This window comes from Janthinobacterium sp. GW823-FHT06H09, assembly GCF_058794735.1.
In genome coordinates this window covers 159783-179855 of record NZ_JBXAHC010000005.1, presented here as the reverse complement: position 1 = coordinate 179855, position 20073 = coordinate 159783, and the positions used below count along the sequence as shown (strand labels likewise).

Genomic DNA, 20073 nt, shown 5'->3' with positions numbered 1-20073 from the left:
TGACAATGTTGTATTGTTGCGCAATCTTCCGCCGTGCTTACGTCTGCTTACAAATTGGCTGCGCGACTCCTGTTAAACTGCTGCTCGCACTGGTCCGCACCGTACGGGCTGAGCCACACACCAATATTTAAAGGGAAACCATGAAATCGGTATTTCAAATGATCGCCACCCTCGCTTGCGCCGTGGCCCTGACCGCTTGCGGTGCCGCTGCCAACACCGAGAAACCGGTCGTGCTCGATCCGAATACGCAAGTGAAAGAACTGACCATTACCGATACGGTGACCGGCACCGGCACGGCGGCGGCGGCGGGCGACACCTTGCTGGTGACTTACACGGGCTGGCTGTATGACGCAAGCAAGCCGGGCAACAAGGGCGTGCAGTTCGATGCGAGCCCGGCAGGCAGCGGTTTTACTTTCCCTCTGGGTGTCGGCCGGGTCATCCTGGGCTGGGACCGCGGCCTGGTCGGCATGCAGGTCGGCGGCACGCGCACCCTGGCCATTCCGTATGACCTCGGTTATGGCAAGGCGGGCAGCGCGCCGAAGATTCCTGGCTACGCCGGCTTGCTGTTCGAGATCAAGCTGGTGAGCGTGACGAAAAAATAAGCACGTGCAGCGCACATGAAAAGGGCGATTCCACGGAATCGCCCTTTTTGCTTTGCTGGCCGGTTTAAGCGGGCGCCAGCTCCTGGAAGTAATACGTGGCGCCGCCCAGCTTGGCCGGCGCGTCATATTGCAGCACTTGCGTGCGGCGCAGCGCCACCGGGGCGCTGAAGGCGGGGCCGTCGTAGACGAAGGTGTGGAATTCGCCGTTTTCGCCGCAGGCATCGACGCCGGGCGGCAGGTCGGCCAGGAAGGCGGCGTCGAACTCGCGCCCGCAAAATTCACGCGGCAGATGCTGGCCATTGATGCACACGACGATAGCCTTGAAGCCGGCGGCGAGAAATTCGTCGACCAGCGCGCGCCGCGCTTCGCCCCACAGCGGCAGGTGCGCCGTCAGGCCGGCGACCGCGCAGACTTTTTCTTCCCAGTCGCGGTGCGGCTGCAGGTCGATGTCGCCAAAGATGGCGTGCTCCATGCCCTCGGCCTTGGCCGCGCGCAGCGTGGCGATGAACTGTTCTTCATAGCTGGCCCAGCTGGCGTGATAGCGCTGCAGGCGCGCGCCCAGGCTGGCCGCCTGCGCTTCGAGCAACTCGGGCGGCACGCCGTGCGAGCGCGACTTGCGGCCATCTTCATCCATGGCCGTGATCAACAGCGGCACGGCCAGGCCGGCATTGCGGGCGCGCCACAGGGCCAGGCAGGAATCCTTGCCGCCGCTCCAGGAAATGAGGGCCGTCGTCATGCCGCTGGCTCCGCGCGCAGCATGTCGACGTGCTGGATGCCGTCTTCGTCATACGGCGCGCTGACGGTGACAAAGCCGAACGATTGATAAAAGCGTTCCAGATAGTGCTGCGCGCCGATGCGAATGGCGTGGCCCGGATGCTGGCGCTCGGCCCGCGCGATGCCCTCAAGCAACAACTGCTTGCCGGCGCCGCTGCTGCGCGCCTCGGGCGCCGTCAGCACGCGGCCCAGCGACATTTCCACATACTTGGCGCCCGGCGCCAGCACGCGCAGGTAGGCGGCCAGCCGGCGCTGGCCATCGACCGTTTGCCAGCCCAGCAAGTGCATCGCCTGCTGGTCATGGCCATCGAGGTCCGGATAAATGCACTGCTGTTCGATGACGAACACGCGCTGGCGCAAGGCCAGCACCTGGTACAAATCGTGGGGGCCGAGTTCGTTGAACGTGTTCCATTGCCAGCTGATCATGGTTCATCCTTGATTGAGAGTGGCCGTGATTTTACCGGCTTCGGAGCCCGGATGTTGACTCGCTGGCGCACAAGAGCAGTGTGGTGTTACGTGCCACTAGCGAATTGCAAGCTTTTTCCTACGCTCTGCAGCAAGCCGCAGTTGGATGGATATTATAAATATGCTAATATCATTATGGCAAGTGGCTGTCACTTGTAATTTGGGCACCGGCCTGAATTCCCTTGAAAATGTTCTGCAAAAATACGAGGAAGCTATGAAAAAGAAGCTGTTATGCGCCGTCCTATTTGTCGCCGGGATTTCTTCGGCCCATGCCGAAGCGACGACGTGGAGTTTTGTTTATCAAGGTTTTGTCGATGCGGCTACCGGCTTGTTCGATCCGCAGGTGAAGTTCACTGGGAGTTTCACCGGGGAAGACCGTAATCTGGACGGTGTTATTGCATCTGATGAACTTAGCTATTTTGAATCTCAGGGCATCACGTTCTTGTCTGACAAGGCAGAACCGGACTTTGGCGGATGCGGCACTCCCTATTTGAGGTGCCAAGTGGAGAATTTCAATTATGCACTGACGGGTAATCTTGATTATACCGTCGCCACGAACGGTGCTGACGAATTTGGTATCTACTGGTGGTATAGCCGCGCCGATATCGGCAGTTTTTTCCACACCGGCGGAGGCAATGTACCCTCGAACTTAGCGTGGGTAAATCAATATAATTGGTCCGACCAGACGAGCTTTAGCATTTCGCCAGCGCCAGTCCCCGAACCAGCGGTCGCGCTGATGTTGCCTGCGGGCTTGGCGCTCATGTACTTGACACGACTGCGCCGGCGTAAAAATTCCATTTGACCAAGTTGGTCTTGCATCCAGGCAGCCGGCGTTCGCACGCCAAAAAAATCCCCGGCAGCTTTGCGCGGCCGGGGAGGGGGGCGGATGACGGGTGTTGCCGTCCGATTACACGATCGTCAGCGTGACGTCGATGTTGCCGCGCGTGGCGTTCGAGTAGGGGCACACGATGTGGGCGGCGGCGACCAGCGCTTCGGCGGCGGCGCGGTCCATGCCCGGCAGCGAGATTTTCAGTTCCACTTCGATGCCGAAGCCCGTCTCGATGGCGCCGATGCCGACGTTGCCTTCGATCGACAGGTCCGCCGGCACGGCGATCTTGTCGCGGCCGCCGACGAATTTCATGGCGCCGATGAAGCAGGCCGAGTAGCCGGCGGCGAACAGTTGTTCCGGATTGGTGCCGACGGCGCCATTGCCGCCCAGTTCTTTTGGCGTCGTCAGCTTGACGTCCAGCACATTGTCGGACGACACGGCACGGCCTTCGCGGCCTCCGGTGGCGGTGGCTTGCGCGCGGTACAGGACTTGTTTGATCGACATGATGGTTTCCTTTAGGTAGATAAATAGGTGACTACTAAATAGTGTGCTACTTGTTTCGCGGGCCGTGGCCCCAGGATGCCCGTCTGAAGAAGCAATTCCGGCGTCCATGTGTGCAATATATATCGCGCACTATTTAATTGCAAGCGATTTTATTCATGAAGTCACGACACCTGACAAAACCGTTGCGAGCGGAAGGGAGAGGTGGTCGAGACGCGGAACCGTACTTTGAGTACGGTGAGCATCGCAGGCCACCTATACCGACGCGCAGCAGGTTTGGTCAGGTGTCTTGAACCTTTATTTTGATGCCTTTGTCGCCACTACCGGGCTTCCATCGCATAATGGCCACCGCCGCCGGGGCCGATGGTTATGCTTGGCCCACTTCTACGTTCCAGGGAAAAACCATGACCAGCCTCTTCTTTATCCTTCGCCTCACCTTGGCCACGATGCTCACGTACATCATCGCCACCGCCCTCCTGGTCGAGAACTTCTTGCGTCATATTTTCGGACATACGGAAGGCTTCTTTGTCATCATCGGCGCCTTGCTGGCCTGCGCCGTCGTCACGAATGCGTTTTCGCACGTGCGCCGTGTGCGCCTGATCGCCGGCGCCGTCAATGCCGCCACCCTGTCGAGCCGCCAGCGGCGCCAGATCGAGATTCCGTTCGAGGCGGGCGAGGCGTTCGACATGGTCGATGCGGCCATCCGCGAGCTGCCGGGCAGCGAAGTGGTCGAAAGCGCGCGCGACAGCCTGCAGGTGCAGGCGCGCGTGCGCCGCGCGGCGCCGTATACGCACACGGGCTTGCCCCGCATGCGCGTGTTGGGTTTCCTCGAGCCGCGGCCGAATCAGATCCTCGCCACCGTCACGCCGAATGGCGAGGCGGGCAGCGTGACCCTGATCTGCGAGCCGGCGCGCAATGCGTGGACCGACTGGTTCCTCGTCGACCATGGCAGCAACCTGGAAAACGCGGAGGCGGTGACGCGGGCCATCACGCGCCGGGTGGCGCAGCGCCGCCGCGGCGAGCAGGCCGAGGCGCGCCAAACGGTGACGGAAAAGGAACTGACGGTGGCCAAACTGAGCCTGCTGCATGCGCAGGTCGAGCCGCACTTCCTGTACAACACGCTGGCCAGCGCGCAGCTGCTTACGCGCAGCGACCCCGTGCGCGCCGACGCGATGCTGGGCAACCTGATCCTGTACCTGCGCCACTCGCTGCCGCGCACGGAGCAAGCCATGTCGACCCTGGGCACGGAGCTGGAACGGGCGCGCGCCTACCTCGACATCCTGAAAATCCGCATGGGCGAACGCCTGAACCTGCAGATCGAGGTACCGCAATACCTGCGCCAGGTGGAGCTGCCGCCGATGATGCTGCAAACCCTGGTGGAAAACGCCATCAAGCATGGCCTGGAGCCGAAAAGCGGCGGCGGCACCATCTGGATCATGGCGCGCAGCGGCAATGGCACGGTGATCGTCACGGTGGCCGACGACGGCAAGGGCTTCAGCGACGACGGCGCCGGCACGGGCATCGGCTTGCGCAATGTGCGCGAGCGCCTGCGCCTGACCTACGGCAATGCCGCCGCGTTTGCCATCGTTGCCAACTTCCCCGATGGCGTGACGGCCACCATCACGGTGCCGGACAGCACGGCGCAAGGAGTGTCGTATGCATCCGCCTGAAATGACCTGCGTCATCGCTGAAGATGAAACCCTGCTGCGCGATGCGCTCGTGGCCCTGCTGGCCGAAGAGTGGCCGGCACTGCGCATCGTCGCCGCCTGCGACGACGGCGGCACGGCGCTCGAGGCCATCGCCACGCGCAAGCCCGATGTCGCCTTCCTCGATATCCGCATGCCGGGCCTGACGGGGCTGGAAGTGGCGGCCGGCGCGCTCGAAGCGAGTCCCGCCACGCAGGTGGTGTTCGTCACGGCCTACGACCAGTACGCGATCGACGCCTTCGACAAGGGCGCCGTCGATTATTTGTTGAAACCGGTCGCCCGCGAGCGCCTGCAGGCGACCCTGCAGCGCGTGCGGGCGCGGGCCGGCAAGGCCCGGGCGGGCGACGGCGCGCTGGCCGGCCTGCTGCAGCAATTGAGCAGCGCCTTGCCGGCGGCAGCCAAGTCGCCGCCGCTGGTGTGGCTGACGGCCAGCAGCGGCAAGGATACGCGTCTGATCATGGTGGAAGACATCGCCTATTTTCAATCCGACACCAAGTACACGGCCGTCATGACGGCCGACGGCGAGGCGCTGCTGCGCAAGCCGATCCGCGAACTGCTCGACGTGCTCGACCCGGCCATTTTCAAACAGATCCACCGCTCCACCATCGTCAACATGAAGATGGTGGCCTCCGTCACGCGCGACGAGGTGGGACGGGGCGCCCTGCGCCTGAAAACGCGGCCGGAAACCCTGGCCGTGAGCCAGCCGTTCATGAGTTTGTTCCGGAATATGTAAAGCCGGGGTCAGACCCCCGTTTGTGTTGGCACTGAGCTTGACGTTAGCGGTGTTGAGGGTCTGACCCCACTAGCTCCGCTAGTTACTCCGCCGTCTCAAAACCTTCCAGCACGTTCACCACATTGATGCCGATTTCCTTGACCGCATAGCCGCCTTCGAGGATGAAGGCGGTGGGCAGGTTCAGATGCGCGAGGCGTTCGCCCACGCGCAGGTAGTCGCCGCTTTGCAGGGAGAAATGCGACAGCGGGTCGCCCACGAAGGTGTCGACACCGAGCGACACCACCAGCGCGTCGGGCGCATACATCTTGATGCGCAGGCAAGCCGTTTCCAGCGCGGCGAACCAGCTGGCCGTGGACGTGCCGGCCGGCAGCGGCAGATTGACGTTGTAGCCGAGCCCCGCGCCGCTGCCCGTTTCGTCGGCGTGGCCCAGGTAAAACGGATATTCGCTGCGCGGGTCGGCGTGGATGGAGGCGAACAGCACGTCGTCGCGCGCATAAAAAATGCTCTGCGTGCCGTTGCCGTGGTGGTAATCGATGTCGAGGATGGCGACCTTGCGCGCGCCATCGTCGAGCAGGTGCTGCGCGGCCAGGGCTGCGTTGTTCAGAAAACAGTAGCCGCCAAAGAAATCGCTGCCCGCATGGTGGCCCGGCGGGCGCGTGAGGGCGAACGTGGCCCGTTCGCCCAGGCGCAATGCGTGCGTCGCATTGACGGCGCAGTCGGCGCCCGTCTTGGCCGCCGTCCACGTGCCGGCCGTCAGCGGCGTGCCGTTGTCCATCGAGTACAGGCCCAGCTTGGCCGTGAAGTCGTCCGGTTCGATATCGCTGCGCAAGGTGCGCACGGGCCACACGGACGGCAAGGCATCCTTGCCCCCGTTGTCGGGGTCGAGCGCCAGCCAGTCGTGCCAGGCATGGCGCAGGAAATGCAGGTAACGGGGCGTGTGGATGCGCTCCAAGGAGGTCAGCGGCACGCCGTGCGGCGTGACGATGCGGCCCAGGTTGCGCCGCCCCAGCTCGGCCACCACCATGTCGGCCCGCTCCGGTGTCTCGAAGCAGGGCACCATGGTGCCGCGAAACATCTCGAAGCGGCCCCGGTGCTGGCTGTGCAATTCATTGTAGAAGGTCAGCATGGGGCGCCAGGCAAAAAGTCAGGCAGGATCAGGTGTGCGAACACAGGGTGCTGGCGCGGTAGGCGGCGACGAAGTCGTCGAAGCTGCCGGCGGGCGCCGCTTCCATGGCACGCTGCTCGGCCAGCGAGCTTTCCGCCATCGCGTCGAAATACGCGCTTTGCTCGGGGGTGGGCGGCTGCGCGCGGAACCAGGCAGCGTGGCGTTCGCTTTGCTGCAGGCCGAAGGCGGCAAACGAGCCGCCGTTGGCGCGCAGCGCGGCCAAGACCTTGGCCGATGGCGTCGTGTCCGGGTCGGCCAGTTTACGGGCTTGCGCGGCCAGGCTGTCCGCGTGCTGCGTGCCGCCCTGGCGCGCGTCGAGCAGGGCCGCCACGGGCGCGATACGCGCCAGCAATTCCTCGCCCCAGGCTTGCAGGGTGATGTCTTCGCCATCGCGGCGCAGGCTCAGGCCCGGCTTGCGGCCTTCCTTGACGGTGCGGGCGAAATTGTTCGTGTAGCAAGCACTTTGCTCGGCAGAAATCGGCGCGCTGTCGTCGAGCGCGCAGAACAGCAAAAACGCGTCGAGGAAGCGGCCCGTTTCCAGGCTGATGCCCACTGGTTCGAACGGGTCGACATCCATGCAGCGCACTTCGATGTATTGCACGCCGCGCAGGCACAGGGCCTGGATGGGGCGCTCGCCCGTGCGGATCACGCGCTTCGGACGGATGGTCGAATAGTATTCATTTTCGATCTGCAGCACGTTGGTGGACAACTGTATCCACTCGCCATCCTTTTTCGTGCCCAACGCCGCGTACGGCGGATACGGGTCGTTGACGGCGTGCGTGAGCGCGTTGACGTAATCATCGAGGCTGTTTTCGTGCGGGCGCAGGCCGGACTGGGCGTCGTTCTGGTAGCCGAGGTCGCTCATGCGCAGGCTGGTCGCGTACGGCAGGAACAGGGTATCGTCGGACAAGGTGTCGAGCTTGTGCGCGCGGCCGCGCAGGAAGCCGGCGGACAGGGCCGGCGAGGCGCCGAACAGGTACATCAACAGCCAGCTGTAGCGGCGGAAATTGCGGATCGTCGCCAGGTAGCTTTCCGACTGCACGTCTTTTGGCGTCGCGGCTGCGTGCGTGGGGCTGGCGCTGGTGTCCGGATGGCTGGCCAGCACTTGCCACAGCTGCTCGTCGAGCGAATAGTTGTAATGGATGCCGGCGATGCATTGCATGGCCTTGCCGTAGCGCAATGCCAGGCCGCGCCGGTAGACGTGCTTGAGCATGCCCATATTCGACGTGCCGTAGTTGGCGATCTCGATGTCCGCTTCGGGCGGCAGCTGGCAGGGCATCGACTGACTCCACAGCAACTCGTCACCGAGGCGGCTGTAGGCGTGGCGGTGCACGGTATCGAGCTTGTCGAGCGTGACGGCGATGTCGGCTTCGGCCGGGGTGATGAATTCGAGCAGCGCTTCGGCGTAGTCGGTGGTGATTTCAGGGTGCGTCAGCGCCGAGCCCAGGGCGGCGGGGTGGGGCGTGGAAGCCAGATGGCCGGCGTGGTCGACGCGCAGGGTTTCGCGCTCGATGCCGCGCAAGCCGCCCAGCAGCGCGCGGTTGGCATCTTCAGTCAGCAATGCCAGGCGGCGAGTCAACAGGTTGGGCAATTTGAGCTTCCTTTCTTGTGCAGCATATAAATAATTTGTGCTGAGATTAACCGAATTTTGGCAAATGCGTCGGCGCCGGCCCAAAAAACGCCGCGTCGCCAGCGTCCGCCCCGGGCAACGGGGACGGCGCTTCGGTCAGGAATTCGCTTGATATTTTAACAAACTGCGGGGGGATCTGGCGCGCCGCCGGGTCAAGCTTTGCGCAGGTGGCAACGGTCAGCCCAGGCGGGCGCCGCTGACCCGTTCGATGCCGGCCAGGTCGCGCCAGCTTTGCACCTTGTTATAGCCGGCAGCGGCCAGCAGCTCGCGCACCTGGGCAGCCTGGTCGTAGCCGTGTTCCATCAGCAGCCAGGCGCCCGACGCCAGGTGGCGCGCGGCGCCGGCAACGATGGTGCGCAGGGCCGACAGGCCGTCCGCATGGTCGGTCAGCGCGCCCGCCGGCTCGAAGCGCAAATCGCCTTCGGCCAGGTGGCGGTCGCCGCTGGCGATGTAGGGGGGATTGGAGACGATCAGGTCGAATTTTTCCGTGCCCAGCGCTTCGAACCAGTCGCTGGCCATGAAGGTGATGTTGACGCCGTTGGCGCTGGCGTTGCGGCGCGCCACGGCCAGCGCCGTGCTGCTCACGTCCAGGGCCGTGACGACGGCGTCGGGCCGCGTATGCGCCAGCGCGACGGCGATGGCGCCGCTGCCCGTGCCCATGTCGAGCACTCGTCCGCCCGGCGGCAGGCGCTCGAGCGCCAGTTCCACCAGCACTTCCGTGTCGGGGCGGGGAATCAGCACGGCCTCGTTCACTTCGAACGGCAAGCCGAAGAATTCACGCTGGCCGACGATGTAGGCGATCGGTTCGCCTTGCAGACGGCGCGCCAGCAAGCCCGATAAACGTTCGGCCTCATCGGGAGTGAGCACACGCTCCGATTGCGTGATCAAGCTGACGCGCGACAGGCCCAGCGCGTGACCGAGCAGGATGCGGTTGTCGAGCGGATCGAGCAGCGGACGGATTTGCAGGGCGCCGACAGTGCTGCCGGCAGGGATCAGTGTTTCTGGCATAAATGAATGGTTATTGTTTGCGGCGCAGCAATGTCCACAACATGGTGATGGCGAAGATGGCGAACCAGATGAATGCCCATTGCGGAATCGACAGGCCGAAAAACGGCTCGCCGGCGTTTTCGCAAGCGCCATACGATTCGAACATGAAGGGCATGAGTTCGGCCGTGAAGACCTTGTTCAGCGCCGTTTCCACCGGATCGATGCCGCACGAGAAGCCGGGATTGGCCAGCACGTACAAATGCTTGGCGCCCACGCCCATGCCGCCCAGGGCCGCCAGCAAGCCGATGCCGGCGCCGATTTTCGGGCGGTTGGCGGCGGCGCCCGCCAGGCAGGCGATGCCGATGGCGAGGAACAGGTAGCGCTGGATCACGCACAGCGGGCACGGCGCCATGTTCATGGCATGCTGCAAATACATGGCCACGCCCAGCATCAGGAAACACAGGGCGGCGGTCAACAGGAGGACGGTGCGTGAATTTTTCATGGGCGACACGGTGAGGTGGATGGAATCGAGCTGGTCATTTTCGCACAAGGGCCGATTTTTATTGCTTAGCCGCTACTTAAAGCTGTCGGCTTACGCGCTGCGCGCCAAGCCGACCTACAAATTGCGGCGTAGGTCGGCGTAGGGCGGCGTAGGTCGGCTTAGCGCAGCGTAAGCCGACACAACGGAGCCAGCGTTTAGTCGCCCAGCGCCGCCAGCAACTCTGCCTGATGCTCCGCCGCCAAGGCATTCGTCAACTCCGTCAAATCCCCGTCCATGATGAAGTCAAGCTTGTACAAGGTCAGATTGATGCGGTGATCCGTCAGGCGGCCCTGCGGGAAATTATAGGTGCGGATGCGCTCGCTGCGGTCGCCCGAGCCGATCAGGCTCTTGCGCGTGGCCGCTTCCTTCGACTGCTGCTCGCGCAATTGCACGTCCTTGATGCGCGCGGCCAGCACTTTCATCGCCTGCGCCTTGTTCTTGTGCTGGCTGCGGTCATCCTGGCACTCGACCACGATGCCGGTCGGCAAGTGGGTGATGCGCACGGCCGAATCCGTCTTGTTGATGTGCTGTCCGCCCGCGCCCGAGGCGCGGTAGGTGTCGATGCGCAGGTCGGCCGGGTTGATGTTGACGTCTTCCACCTCGTCCGCTTCCGGCATCACGGCCACCGTGCAGGCCGAGGTATGGATGCGGCCCTGCGTTTCCGTGGCCGGCACGCGCTGCACGCGGTGGCCGCCCGACTCGAATTTCAGCTTCGAATACGCGCCATTGCCGACCACGCGCACGATCACCTCGCGGTAGCCGCCCAGGTCGGAGTCGGACGAGGACACCAGTTCCACCTGCCAGCGGTTGCGCTCGGCAAAGCGCGTGTACATGCGCAGCAGGTCGCCGGCGAACAGGGCCGATTCATCGCCGCCCGTGCCGGCGCGAATTTCCAGGAAGATATTGCGCTCATCGTTGACGTCCTTCGGCAGCAGCATGGTTTGCAGTTCGCGCTCGAGCCGCGCCATGGTGGCCTTGGCCGCCTCGATCTCTTCCTGGGCGAATTCCTTCATGTCCGGGTCCGCCAGCATCTCTTGCGCCGTGGCGATGTCGTTGCCCGCTTCCTGGTAGGAGCGGTACAGGGCCACCAGCGGGCCCAGTTCGGCGTGCTCGCGCGTCATCTTGCGGTAGCTGTCCATGTTCGACGTGGCGTCCGGATGCATCAGCAGTTCGTCGAGTTCGACCAGGCGGTTCGCCAGTTGATCGAGTTTGGCCAGCATGGATGGTTTCATAGCGATTCGCGGTAAAAAGAGTGTAGGAATGATGCAAGCCCGGCAGGCGGGCAGGGGTAGCCGCGCGCGGGCGGCCAGCGGGGCTGCGCTAACGGCGGGGGCGGAACAGTTTCGGCAGCAGGGTGACCAGCTGCTTGCGCTCGTCGCCTTGCGCATGGTGCAGCGCCTGCTGCGGGCCGTGCAGGAACTTGGCCGTCAAGCCTTTCGACAGCGCTTCGAGCACGGCGTCGATGTCGGCGCCCTTGGCCAGCATCTTGCGCGCCCGTTCCACTTCCATCAGGCGCAAGGTTTCGCTGTTTTCATGCAGATGCTGGATGACGGGCACCATGGCACGGTCGTCGACCCAGCTCATGAAGGATTGCACGCGCGTCTCGATGATGGCCTCGGCTTGCGCCACGGCCGCCTGCCGGCTTTCCAGGCCCGTCTGCACGACCTTGCCCAGGTCGTCGACCGTGTACAGGAAGACGTCGTTCAAACGGCCCACTTCCGCCTCGATGTCGCGCGGCACGGCCAGGTCGACCATGAACATGGGCTTGTGGCGGCGCGCCTTGATGGCGCGCTCGACCAGGCCCAGGCCCAGCAGCGGCAAGGACGATGCCGTGCACGAGATGACGATGTCGAACTGGTGCAGCTGCTCCGGCAGGTCGGCCAGGCGGATCGCCGTGCCGTTGAAGCGGTGCGCGAGTTCCTCGCCCCGTTCCATGGTGCGGTTGGCAATGGTGATGCTTTTCGGGTTTTGCGCGGCAAAGTGCGTGGCGCACAATTCGATCATTTCGCCGGCGCCGATGAACAGCACGTTCTGTTCGGCGATCTTGTCGAAGATGCGCTGCGACAGGCGCACGGCGGCGGCCGCCATGGATACGCTGTGGGCGCCGATTTCCGTGCTGCTGCGCACTTCCTTGGCCACCGAAAAGCTGCGCTGGAACAACTGGTGCAGATACGTGCCCAGGCCGCCCGCCTCGTCGGCCGTGCGGATGGCGTCCTTGATCTGCCCCAGGATCTGCGTTTCGCCCAGCACCATCGAATCGAGCCCGGAGGCGACGCGGAAGGTGTGGCGCACGGCATCGTGCTGCGGCAGCATATACAAGTGGGGGCGCAGCTCGCTGTAGTTGAGCTGGTGGTAGTCGGCCAGGAAATGCGCGCCCGCGTCGAGCGGGTTCGGCACATGGCTGGCCGCATACAGCTCGGTGCGGTTGCAGGTCGACAGGATGGCCGCTTCGTCGTTGTCGCGCAAGTCGATGCGCTGGAACCAGGTGCGCGCCGCCATCACCGCCTGGCCCAAGTGCTCAGGCGCAAACGCCAGCTGTTCGCGGAGCGACACTGGGGCGGTGGTATGGTTGAGGCCGACGGCGAGCAGTTGCATTTCAGGGCTGTTGGATGACTTATGGCGACATTATAACGCTTTGTGCCCGCGCTTTGAGCAGGTCAGCCGTTTGCCGCCGTTCAGCCGCCCAGTTTTTCCAGGCGATAACCGTAGCTGTAGACGGGCACGAGCCTGTAGCCGTGTTCCGGTTTCAGCTGCAGCTTGTTGCGCACGCGCGAGACGTGGGTATCCATGGTGCGCGAGGGCAAGGCCGTGTCGCGCTGCCACACGGCTTCGTGGATGTAGGCGCGCGACAGGGGACGGCCCAGGTTGCGGAAAAACAGCAGCGCCAGGGCGAATTCCTTGTGCGTCACATCCAGCACTTCGCCATCGCGTAACAGGCGGCCGGGACGGGTTTCAAACGTGTAATGACCGAATTGCAAGTACTCGGCGCCATTCTGGGCCGGGTACGCCACGCGCAGCAGCGCCTGGGTGCGCAAGGTCAGTTCGCTGCGCCGCAGGGGCTTGATCATGTAGTCGTCGGCGCCTGCCGTCATGCCCGCCACCACGTCGTCTTCGCCGGAACTGTTGGTCATAAACAACACGGGCGCCTTCGGCGCCAGTTTTTCCCGGGCACGGCGCAAGACTTCCGCACCGTCCAGATCGCTCACATGCCAGTCGAGGATGAGCATGTCGCAACTGTCCTTGCGCAGCTGCCCCAGCATTTCCTTGCCACTCTGAAACTCGTGGCAAGCGTGGCCGGCGGCGGTGAGCACCTGGCATATCAGTTCTGCCTGGCTATGGTCGCTATCGAGTACGGCAATTCGCATAATTGGCTGGAGTGTGTAGCAACAAACAGACGGCCTGCTCTGCTTATCGTAATGTTAAGGAATGCTCAAGTGAAATATAACAGAGATTGCAACTGTGTCCAGTGAAATCGGAGGGCAGATCCTTTACGTTACACTTGTTCATCTACCCCTACTAGCGGAGAAGCGGCCATGCCAGACAAGAGCACTACCGATTGGACACTGATACCGGCCAGTCGTGCCGAAATCGAGCAAGTGCGCGAGCGTTGCCGGCGCCTGGTGCAGCGGCGCGCCATGATGTCGGCGGGCGCTTCGGCCATTCCCATTCCCGGCATCGACCTGATGTCCGACGTGGGTCTGTTTTCCATGTTGATCAACGATATCAACCACGAATTCGGCCTGACGCCCGAGCAGATCGAGCGCCTGAACCCGCAGTTCAAGATGATGGCCTACCGCGCGGCGGTGGGCATGGGAGGCATGCTGGTAGGAAAGCTGGTGTCGCGCGAACTGATCCTCCACCTGCTCAAGCGCAGTGGCGTCAAGATTGCCACCAAGCAGGTGGCGCGCTTCGTGCCGTTCGCCGGCCAGGCGGTGGCGGCAGCCATCGGCTACGCCGTGTTCCGCCAGATCGGCAACCAGCACGTGAACGCCTGCGCCGCGGTGGCGCAGGAATTGCTCATGGTCAGGCCGGAGTAAACCTTACGCGTCCGGCAGCACCACGTTGACGTCGAGCACTTCCAGGTTGCCCTGGCGGTCCAGCGAGATCTTGATGTCGTCGGCATTCACCTTCGTGTACTTGGAAATGACAGCGATCAATTCCTTGTGCAGGGCGGGCAGGAAGTCCGGACCATCGCGTCCGCTGCGTTCGCGGGCGATGATGATCTGCAGGCGTTCCTTGGCCGCGGTGGCCGTCTTCGGCTTGGGGGGGAAGAGGAAAGAAAGCAAGGCCATATCACTTCGCCCCAAAAATGCGCTGGAGTAATCCAGGCTTTTCATAGTTGGTAAAGCGCAACTCGACCTCTTCGCCGAGGAAACGCGAGACCACGTCTTCATAGGCTTGCGCCACGTCCGTGCCCGTGAAATGGATGGCCGGATTGCCCTGGTTCGAGGCGGCCAGCACTTGCTCCGATTCCGGGATGATGCCCACCAGCGGGATGCGCAGGATTTCCTGCACGTCCTGGTAGGACAGCATTTCATCCGATTCCACGCGTTTCGGCGAGTAGCGGGTGATCAGCAAATGTTCCTTGACCGGCTCGCCGCCCGTCTGCGCACGGCGCGACTTGGCTTGCAGGATGCCGAGGATGCGGTCCGAATCGCGCACCGACGACACTTCCGGGTTGGTGACGATGATGGCTTCGTCGGCGAACGTCAGCGCCATCAGCGCGCCATGCTCGATGCCGGCCGGCGAATCGCAGATGATGAACTCGAAACCCATGTTGATCAGGTCGTTCAACACGCGTTCCACGCCTTCTTCCGACAAGGCATCCTTGTCGCGCGTCTGCGAGGCGGGCAGGATGAACAGGTTGTCGCAGTGCTTGTCCTTGATCAGGGCCTGGTTCAGGGTTGCTTCTTTATTGATCACATTGATCAAGTCATACACGACGCGGCGCTCGCAACCCATGATCAGGTCGAGGTTACGCAGGCCCACGTCGAAATCGAGCACGGCTGTCTTGTGGCCGCGCATGGCCAGGCCAGTGGAAAAACTGGCGCTAGAGGTCGTCTTGCCGACACCGCCCTTGCCGGACGTCACAACAATAATTCTTGCCACAAATAATCCTTTTCAGATATCTCTTGAATTGTGCAGCTTAAGAGCGGTTCACGGGAGTGACCGGATTGACAGAGTGTATATCGATTCTGTCTCCAGCCAAACGAATTTGCGCGGGTCCGCGCGCCATTTCTGCAGGGAAACCATCCTCGAACGTGCGGTACACGCCCGCGATCGAGACCAGTTCCGGTTCCATCGCCAGCGCGAAGATGCGCGCCTGGGGATTGCCCGAGGCGCCGGCCAGCGCGCGGCCGTACAGCGAGGAATACACGTGGATGCTGCCGTCGGCGATGATTTCGGCGCCATTGTTGACGACGGCAGTGATGATCAGGTCGCAGCCGCGCGCATAGATGCGCTGGCCGGCCCGCACGGGCGTGTCGATCACCATCACCTGGGCGTCGGCGCCCGACTGGGCCGCCGCCGTGGGCGTATCCTTGGGACCATCCTTGGGCGGCGCATCGTCGCGCGTCTTGCCGCTGTCGAGGCTCAAGCCTTGCGCCAGGATGGCGTCATGCATGTCGGCCGGCGCATTGCGCACGGCCACGGCATTCAAACGGTATTTTTTCAGCAGGGCCACGAGGGCGGCCCAGTCGATGGGCACGCTGTCGGGCGGCAAGGCCGCCACGTCCAGCACGGCCAGGTCGTCCTCGAAAAAGTCCGCCACGCCTCCCGTCATGTCGCGCAAGGCGGCATCGAGTGCCTGCGTATCGGCGCTATGCAGAATGGCGGAGACAGCAACGACGGTGGAAATCTTGATTTCGATAGGCTTCTGCGACGGGCTTTTGGACATAAACATTTATCAAAGTGAAACTGCGGCAGGCCAGATGTTCCGTACGGCAACAATGGGAGCAGTAAATTTCTTGCATTCTACTGCAAAAAAATCAGCGTCAGGGGCCTGGCGCATGCTATTCCGCAGGGCAATACCTACTTCATGTCAAAAAAAACGGGCGGCGCCCCGGAAAACCGGTGCGCCGCCCCGAAAGCCGCCGCCCATGCGCCCTCAGGCGCCATGTCCGATTACGCTGCGCGCATCTGCCGTGCCGCCTCGACCATATGACGCAACGCTGTTTCCGTTTCCACCCAGCCACGCGTCTTCAAGCCGCTGGCTTTTTGCAGTAATGTCACCATGTCGACGGTGGTGGGGATGCGTGGCGAGTGGATGCCGTACACGCCGGGGCCGATTTCGTTCGAGTACTGGAACTGGCCTGAGCCCGTCAGCGGTTCCACGTCCGAGCGGCTCGTCTCTATCGTGATGACGTCGGCGTCCATGGCGGCGATCTGCGGCAGGATGTCGTTGAACTCGGCACAGCACATGTGGGTATGGATCTGCGTCGTGTCGCTGACGACGGACGCGGCGATGCGGAAGGCGCGCGTGGCCCAGTCCAGATAGGCGTCCCGCTGGCCGCGGCGCAGCGGCAAGCCTTCGCGGATGGCCGGCTCGTCGATCTGGATGATGCCGATGCCGGCCGTTTCCAGGTCCTGCACTTCGTCGCGGATGGCCAGGGCCAGCTGCAGCGCCGTGGCGGCGCGCGGCTGGTCGTCGCGCACGAACGACCATTGCAAGAGCGTCACCGGGCCCGTCAGCGTGCCCTTCATCGGTTTGCTCGTCAGGCTTTGCGCATGGGCCGTCCATGCGACCGTCATGGGGGCCGGACGCTGCACGTCGCCGTAGATGATGGGCGGCTTGACGCAGCGCGAGCCGCACGATTGCACCCAGCCGTGACGGGTCAACACGAAGCCGTCCAGTTGCTCGCCGACGTAGTCGACCATGTCCTTGCGTTCCGCTTCGCCATGCACGAGCACGTCCAGGCCCAGCGCTTCCTGGCGGCCCACGGCGTGGGCGATTTCGGCGCGGATGGCCGGCGTCTGCGGGAAGGCGCCAATGGTCGTCGTCGGGAAGTCGGGCAGGCGCAGGCGTGCATGCTGCGCGGCCTGGCGCAACGGGAAGCCGGAATCGCGGCGGTCGATGGTGGGCGATAGCGTCTGCAGGCGCTGCGCGACCGCCGCACGGTGGACGCGGGGGCTGGCGCGGCGGCTGGCGATGGCCCGGCGGGACCTCGCCAGCGCGGTATCGTCGGGATGGCCTTCCAGTGCGTCTTTCAGCAGCGCAATTTCCGTGAGTTTTTCCGTGGCAAACGCCAGCCAGTTCTTGATGTCGCCATCGAGCGCCGTCTCCGCTTCCAGGCTGAACGGCACGTGCAGCAGCGAGCACGACGGTGCCAGCCACAGGTGCCCCTTGCGCTTGGCGGCCAGCGGCTGCAGCACGGCCAGGGCCGCATCGAGGTCGGTGCGCCAGATATTGCGGCCATCGACTATACCGATCGACAAGACTTTATGCGCGGGCAGCCAGTCCGTGACACTGACCAATTCATGTGGCGCGCGGATGCCGTCCACGTGCAAGCCGGCCACGGGCAGGCGGCATGTCAGGCTGAGGTTTTCTTCCAGCGGCGAGAAATACGTGGCCAGCAGGATGTTCACCCCCACCTGGTTCAGCTGCCAGTAGGCACTCTCGAAGGCGCTGCGCCAGGCATGGGGCAAGTCCAGGCCCAGGATCGGTTCCTCGAGCTGCACCCACGCCACGCCTTGCTGTTTCAGGCGGTCGAGCAGGGCGCCGTAGACGGGCAGCAATTGTTCCAGCAGCGCCAGGCGCTCGAAGCCCGGTGTCTTTTCCTTGCCCAGCCACAGGAAGGTGAGGGGGCCGATCAGGGCCGCCTTGACCTGGTGGCCGAGCGCCTGTGCCTCGGCCACTTCCGCCAGCAGGCGCTCGCACGCCAGCGAAAATTGGGTGTGCGGCGACAATTCGGGCACCAGGTAATGGTAATTGGTGTCAAACCACTTGCTCACTTCCAGCGCATGGCCGTGGCGGCAGCCGGCATGCTCCGCCTGGCTGGTGCCGCCGCGCGCCATCGTGAAATAGCGCGACAGCGGCGATTGTTCCGCGCCGAAATCAAAACGCGCCGGCTCGCAGCCCAGCAGCTGGATATGGCTGGCCACGTGGTCGTAGAAGGCGAAGTCGCCCACGGTGACGTAGGCCAGGCCCGCGTCCCTTTGCACGGCCCAGTGGCGCGCGCGCAATTGCTGGCCCGTCGCTTCCAGCGCCGCCTCGGACAGCTCGCCGCGCCAGTGGCTTTCCAGCGCCAGTGTCAGCTCGCGCGCGGCGCCGATACGGGGAAAGCCAAGGATGTGCGTACGAATGGGCATGATGTCATCGAGATTTAATGTGAATGCGCTAGAGTGTGCGGCAACTTGGTCTATAATCAAAACGAAACATTTTGCCGAATAACATGAAAATATTTCACGTACAGCCCCCACTTTTCCGATGCTAGAAATTCGCCACCTGCGCACCCTGAGTGCCCTGCGTTCCTCCGGCAGCCTGGTGCGCGCCGCGCAGCTGCTCAACCTGACCCAGTCGGCCCTGTCGCACCAGATCCGTTTGCTGGAAGAGCGCTACAAGGCGCCCCTGTTCGAGCGCAAGTCGATGCCGATCGCCTTCACGGCCACGGGCAGCCGGCTGCTGGAGCTGGCCGACAAGCTGCTGCCCGAGATCGAGCTGGCCGAGCGCGACGTGGCGCGTTTGTCGCAGGGCGACAAGGGGCAGTTGCGCGTGGCGCTCGAATGCCATACCTGTTTCGACTGGCTCATGCCCGTGATGGATGCGTTCCGTCAGCGCTGGCCGGAAGTGGAAATCGACCTGGTGTCGGGTTTTCATAGCGAGCCGGCCGACTTGCTGCGTTCGGGCGAGGCGGACCTCGTGATCGGCTCGCCGTACGGCCCCGATTTCACCGTGTTTCCCCTGTTCCGCTTTGAAATGCTGGTGGTGATGGCGCAGAAGCACCGGTTGCAGGCGCAGCGCCGGCTGGCGGCGAGCGACTTTACGGGCGAGACTTTGATTACCTATCCCGTGCCGGAAGAGCGCATCGACCTGATCCGTGAAGTGCTGAAGCCGGCCGGCATCCAGTTTGAACGCCGCACGGCCGAATTGACGGTGGCCGTGCTGCAACTGGTGGCGAGCCGGCGCGGCATCGCCGCCTTGCCGAACTGGGCAATCAAGAATTACGTCGATTACGATTATGTGGTGGCGCGCCCGGTGGGCGAGCATGGCTTGTGGAGCGATTTGTACGTGTCCGTGCCGGAGCCGTTGCAGGACAAGGCCTATGTGCGCGATTTCGTCAGCGTGATACGCGAGCAGTGCGCGGCTACGCTCGATGGTATCAAGTTGTTGTCTTGATCAACGTTGAGGTGGAAACAAACCAACAGCAAAGCTTGATAAATATCAAGGTTCAGCAATGAACCACCGCTTACAGTTGAGCACTGTGCGGCGCAACATGGCGCTGCCTACTCTTTGGGGAGGAACGACATGTTTTCATTTTCCGAACAATGGGCATTGGCTGGCAAGGCCGTGGTGGAAGCGCAATTGATCAGCGCGCAAGCGTATGCCCAGGCCGCCGTCGACAGCGGCGCCAACGTGCTGGAGTTGCAGCTCGATGCGGCCCGCGCGGCGCTGGCTGCCGCTACGGTGGCGGGCAATCAGCTGCTGTCCGTGAAGGATACGCAAGCGCTGCTGCAACTGTCGCGCACCCAATCGCAACTGGCCATCGAACGCATCGGTGCATATGGCCGCCAGGCAAAGGATGTTGCTCAAGAAACCCAGGAGAAATTTGAGACTGTGACAAAGGGTGAGTTTGCTGCATCGCGTCAAAAATTTGGCGAGCTGTTGCAGGTGGTAAAGCAAACACCCGTGCCCCTGATTATTCCCTTCAATAATTTTCTAAAAACCACTTTCGGCGGTGCCGATGAAGGGTATGATAAAAATAAAAACACGCGTCCTGCTCGCCAGGCCTAAGCGTTTTGCGGCCCGGCAGCGGCTATCCGCCGCGCCAGGTTGCCAGCCGCCACCGCAAGCAGGCTGTCATCGCCGCCGCCAGTGGTGCGGCGCTGGAACTGCGGCGCATGCCGCGCTAGAATAAAACGCAGCTTGCTGCGTCTTCCCGGATTCACTGGATTCCAATTGGATTCTATTAGCACCTTGACCTT

21 protein-coding genes are annotated in these 20073 nt (G+C 63.1%); 7 read left to right on the top strand and 14 right to left on the bottom strand.

What is annotated here, in order from left to right; translation table 11 throughout:
* Positions 1 to 140 precede the first annotated feature (140 nt).
* Positions 141 to 602, top strand: a complete 462-nt coding sequence (locus AC1Q6X_RS09960; RefSeq protein ID WP_070218985.1) for an FKBP-type peptidyl-prolyl cis-trans isomerase — start codon at positions 141 to 143, stop codon at positions 600 to 602.
* Between the two features lie 64 nt (positions 603 to 666).
* On the opposite strand, the gene AC1Q6X_RS09955 is transcribed toward AC1Q6X_RS09960, so the two are convergent.
* Positions 667 to 1338, bottom strand: coding sequence for a Dph6-related ATP pyrophosphatase (locus tag AC1Q6X_RS09955; RefSeq protein WP_492496712.1), 672 nt, complete (start codon positions 1336 to 1338; stop codon positions 667 to 669).
* Positions 1335 to 1802: a GNAT family N-acetyltransferase gene (locus AC1Q6X_RS09950; protein WP_492496710.1), complete on the bottom strand. Its 468-nt coding sequence runs from the start codon at positions 1800 to 1802 to the stop codon at positions 1335 to 1337. The genes AC1Q6X_RS09955 and AC1Q6X_RS09950 overlap by 4 nt, the downstream gene beginning before the upstream one ends.
* A 253-nt stretch (positions 1803 to 2055) precedes the next feature.
* Here AC1Q6X_RS09950 and AC1Q6X_RS09945 point away from each other — a divergent pair, with 253 nt between their 5' ends.
* Complete coding sequence (locus tag AC1Q6X_RS09945; protein WP_492496708.1) at positions 2056 to 2643, top strand: PEP-CTERM sorting domain-containing protein; 588 nt, start codon at positions 2056 to 2058, stop codon at positions 2641 to 2643.
* Positions 2644 to 2748: 105 nt separating this feature from the next.
* Here the strand turns inward: AC1Q6X_RS09945 and AC1Q6X_RS09940 are convergent, their stop codons facing one another.
* The gene (locus tag AC1Q6X_RS09940) at positions 2749 to 3174 is read right to left on the bottom strand and encodes an organic hydroperoxide resistance protein (protein ID WP_070289401.1); all 426 of its coding nucleotides are present in this window, start codon (positions 3172 to 3174) and stop codon (positions 2749 to 2751) included.
* Between the two features lie 401 nt (positions 3175 to 3575).
* Between AC1Q6X_RS09940 and AC1Q6X_RS09935 the strand changes: the two genes are divergently transcribed.
* Both AC1Q6X_RS09935 and AC1Q6X_RS09930 read left to right on the top strand, forming a co-directional pair.
* A complete protein-coding gene (locus tag AC1Q6X_RS09935; protein WP_492496706.1) occupies positions 3576 to 4841 on the top strand; it encodes a histidine kinase in 1266 nt (421 codons plus the stop codon).
* Positions 4828 to 5610: a LytR/AlgR family response regulator transcription factor gene (locus AC1Q6X_RS09930; protein WP_492496704.1), complete on the top strand. Its 783-nt coding sequence runs from the start codon at positions 4828 to 4830 to the stop codon at positions 5608 to 5610. The genes AC1Q6X_RS09935 and AC1Q6X_RS09930 overlap by 14 nt, the downstream gene beginning before the upstream one ends.
* A gap of 82 nt (positions 5611 to 5692) precedes the next feature.
* Here AC1Q6X_RS09930 and AC1Q6X_RS09925 read toward each other — a convergent pair whose 3' ends face one another.
* From AC1Q6X_RS09925 to AC1Q6X_RS09895, 7 genes are all read right to left on the bottom strand, one after another.
* A complete protein-coding gene (locus tag AC1Q6X_RS09925) occupies positions 5693 to 6736 on the bottom strand; it encodes a histone deacetylase family protein (protein WP_492496702.1) in 1044 nt (347 codons plus the stop codon).
* Positions 6737 to 6764: 28 nt separating this feature from the next.
* Positions 6765 to 8366 carry a glutamate--cysteine ligase gene (gshA, locus tag AC1Q6X_RS09920; protein WP_492402437.1) on the bottom strand — a complete coding sequence of 534 codons (1602 nt, stop codon included), beginning with the start codon at positions 8364 to 8366 and terminating at the stop codon, positions 6765 to 6767.
* 216 nt (positions 8367 to 8582) lie between these two features.
* On the bottom strand, positions 8583 to 9413 hold the full coding sequence (gene prmC / locus AC1Q6X_RS09915) for a peptide chain release factor N(5)-glutamine methyltransferase (RefSeq protein WP_070313090.1): 831 nt from the start codon (positions 9411 to 9413) through the stop codon (positions 8583 to 8585).
* A gap of 10 nt (positions 9414 to 9423) precedes the next feature.
* Entirely contained in the window at positions 9424 to 9942 is a 519-nt protein-coding gene (locus AC1Q6X_RS09910; protein WP_346428564.1) for a disulfide bond formation protein B, read from the bottom strand.
* Positions 9943 to 10088: 146 nt separating this feature from the next.
* A complete protein-coding gene (gene prfA / locus AC1Q6X_RS09905; RefSeq protein ID WP_070289405.1) occupies positions 10089 to 11165 on the bottom strand; it encodes a peptide chain release factor 1 in 1077 nt (358 codons plus the stop codon).
* 88 nt (positions 11166 to 11253) lie between these two features.
* Positions 11254 to 12528, bottom strand: coding sequence for a glutamyl-tRNA reductase (hemA, locus tag AC1Q6X_RS09900; RefSeq protein WP_070289406.1), 1275 nt, complete (start codon positions 12526 to 12528; stop codon positions 11254 to 11256).
* Positions 12529 to 12608: 80 nt separating this feature from the next.
* Positions 12609 to 13298, bottom strand: a complete 690-nt coding sequence (locus AC1Q6X_RS09895) for a response regulator transcription factor (RefSeq protein WP_046681910.1) — start codon at positions 13296 to 13298, stop codon at positions 12609 to 12611.
* A 168-nt stretch (positions 13299 to 13466) separates the two neighbouring features.
* Between AC1Q6X_RS09895 and AC1Q6X_RS09890 the strand changes: the two genes are divergently transcribed.
* The gene (locus tag AC1Q6X_RS09890; protein WP_070218997.1) at positions 13467 to 13970 is read left to right on the top strand and encodes a hypothetical protein; all 504 of its coding nucleotides are present in this window, start codon (positions 13467 to 13469) and stop codon (positions 13968 to 13970) included.
* 3 nt (positions 13971 to 13973) lie between these two features.
* Here the strand turns inward: AC1Q6X_RS09890 and minE are convergent, their stop codons facing one another.
* From minE to AC1Q6X_RS09870, 4 genes are all read right to left on the bottom strand, one after another.
* Entirely contained in the window at positions 13974 to 14225 is a 252-nt protein-coding gene (minE, locus tag AC1Q6X_RS09885; protein ID WP_034752886.1) for a cell division topological specificity factor MinE, read from the bottom strand.
* Position 14226: 1 nt separating this feature from the next.
* A complete protein-coding gene (gene minD, locus AC1Q6X_RS09880; protein WP_034752889.1) occupies positions 14227 to 15042 on the bottom strand; it encodes a septum site-determining protein MinD in 816 nt (271 codons plus the stop codon).
* A 37-nt stretch (positions 15043 to 15079) separates the two neighbouring features.
* The gene (gene minC, locus AC1Q6X_RS09875; protein ID WP_121671262.1) at positions 15080 to 15829 is read right to left on the bottom strand and encodes a septum site-determining protein MinC; all 750 of its coding nucleotides are present in this window, start codon (positions 15827 to 15829) and stop codon (positions 15080 to 15082) included.
* 227 nt (positions 15830 to 16056) lie between these two features.
* On the bottom strand, positions 16057 to 18240 hold the full coding sequence (locus tag AC1Q6X_RS09870; RefSeq protein ID WP_492496696.1) for a 5-methyltetrahydropteroyltriglutamate--homocysteine S-methyltransferase: 2184 nt from the start codon (positions 18238 to 18240) through the stop codon (positions 16057 to 16059).
* 118 nt (positions 18241 to 18358) lie between these two features.
* Between AC1Q6X_RS09870 and AC1Q6X_RS09865 the strand changes: the two genes are divergently transcribed.
* A complete protein-coding gene (locus AC1Q6X_RS09865; RefSeq protein WP_070218999.1) occupies positions 18359 to 19267 on the top strand; it encodes a LysR family transcriptional regulator in 909 nt (302 codons plus the stop codon).
* Positions 19268 to 19396: 129 nt separating this feature from the next.
* Entirely contained in the window at positions 19397 to 19882 is a 486-nt protein-coding gene (locus AC1Q6X_RS09860; RefSeq protein ID WP_070219000.1) for a phasin family protein, read from the top strand.
* Positions 19883 to 20073: the final 191 nt, after the last annotated feature.

Coding starts and splice junctions, on each gene's coding strand:
- minC (WP_121671262.1), bottom strand. CDS start 15,829: ATGTCCAAAAGCCCGTCGCAGAAGCCTATCGAAATCAAGATTTCCACC.
- AC1Q6X_RS09860 (WP_070219000.1), top strand. CDS start 19,397: ATGTTTTCATTTTCCGAACAATGGGCATTGGCTGGCAAGGCCGTGGTG.
- AC1Q6X_RS09940 (WP_070289401.1), bottom strand. CDS start 3,174: ATGTCGATCAAACAAGTCCTGTACCGCGCGCAAGCCACCGCCACCGGA.
- AC1Q6X_RS09895 (WP_046681910.1), bottom strand. CDS start 13,298: ATGCGAATTGCCGTACTCGATAGCGACCATAGCCAGGCAGAACTGATA.
- AC1Q6X_RS09930 (WP_492496704.1), top strand. CDS start 4,828: ATGCATCCGCCTGAAATGACCTGCGTCATCGCTGAAGATGAAACCCTG.
- AC1Q6X_RS09890 (WP_070218997.1), top strand. CDS start 13,467: ATGCCAGACAAGAGCACTACCGATTGGACACTGATACCGGCCAGTCGT.
- AC1Q6X_RS09935 (WP_492496706.1), top strand. CDS start 3,576: ATGACCAGCCTCTTCTTTATCCTTCGCCTCACCTTGGCCACGATGCTC.
- AC1Q6X_RS09945 (WP_492496708.1), top strand. CDS start 2,056: ATGAAAAAGAAGCTGTTATGCGCCGTCCTATTTGTCGCCGGGATTTCT.
- AC1Q6X_RS09925 (WP_492496702.1), bottom strand. CDS start 6,736: ATGCTGACCTTCTACAATGAATTGCACAGCCAGCACCGGGGCCGCTTC.
- AC1Q6X_RS09865 (WP_070218999.1), top strand. CDS start 18,359: ATGCTAGAAATTCGCCACCTGCGCACCCTGAGTGCCCTGCGTTCCTCC.
- hemA (WP_070289406.1), bottom strand. CDS start 12,528: ATGCAACTGCTCGCCGTCGGCCTCAACCATACCACCGCCCCAGTGTCG.
- AC1Q6X_RS09870 (WP_492496696.1), bottom strand. CDS start 18,240: ATGCCCATTCGTACGCACATCCTTGGCTTTCCCCGTATCGGCGCCGCG.
- AC1Q6X_RS09955 (WP_492496712.1), bottom strand. CDS start 1,338: ATGACGACGGCCCTCATTTCCTGGAGCGGCGGCAAGGATTCCTGCCTG.
- prfA (WP_070289405.1), bottom strand. CDS start 11,165: ATGAAACCATCCATGCTGGCCAAACTCGATCAACTGGCGAACCGCCTG.
- AC1Q6X_RS09950 (WP_492496710.1), bottom strand. CDS start 1,802: ATGATCAGCTGGCAATGGAACACGTTCAACGAACTCGGCCCCCACGAT.
- minE (WP_034752886.1), bottom strand. CDS start 14,225: ATGGCCTTGCTTTCTTTCCTCTTCCCCCCCAAGCCGAAGACGGCCACC.
- prmC (WP_070313090.1), bottom strand. CDS start 9,413: ATGCCAGAAACACTGATCCCTGCCGGCAGCACTGTCGGCGCCCTGCAA.
- AC1Q6X_RS09960 (WP_070218985.1), top strand. CDS start 141: ATGAAATCGGTATTTCAAATGATCGCCACCCTCGCTTGCGCCGTGGCC.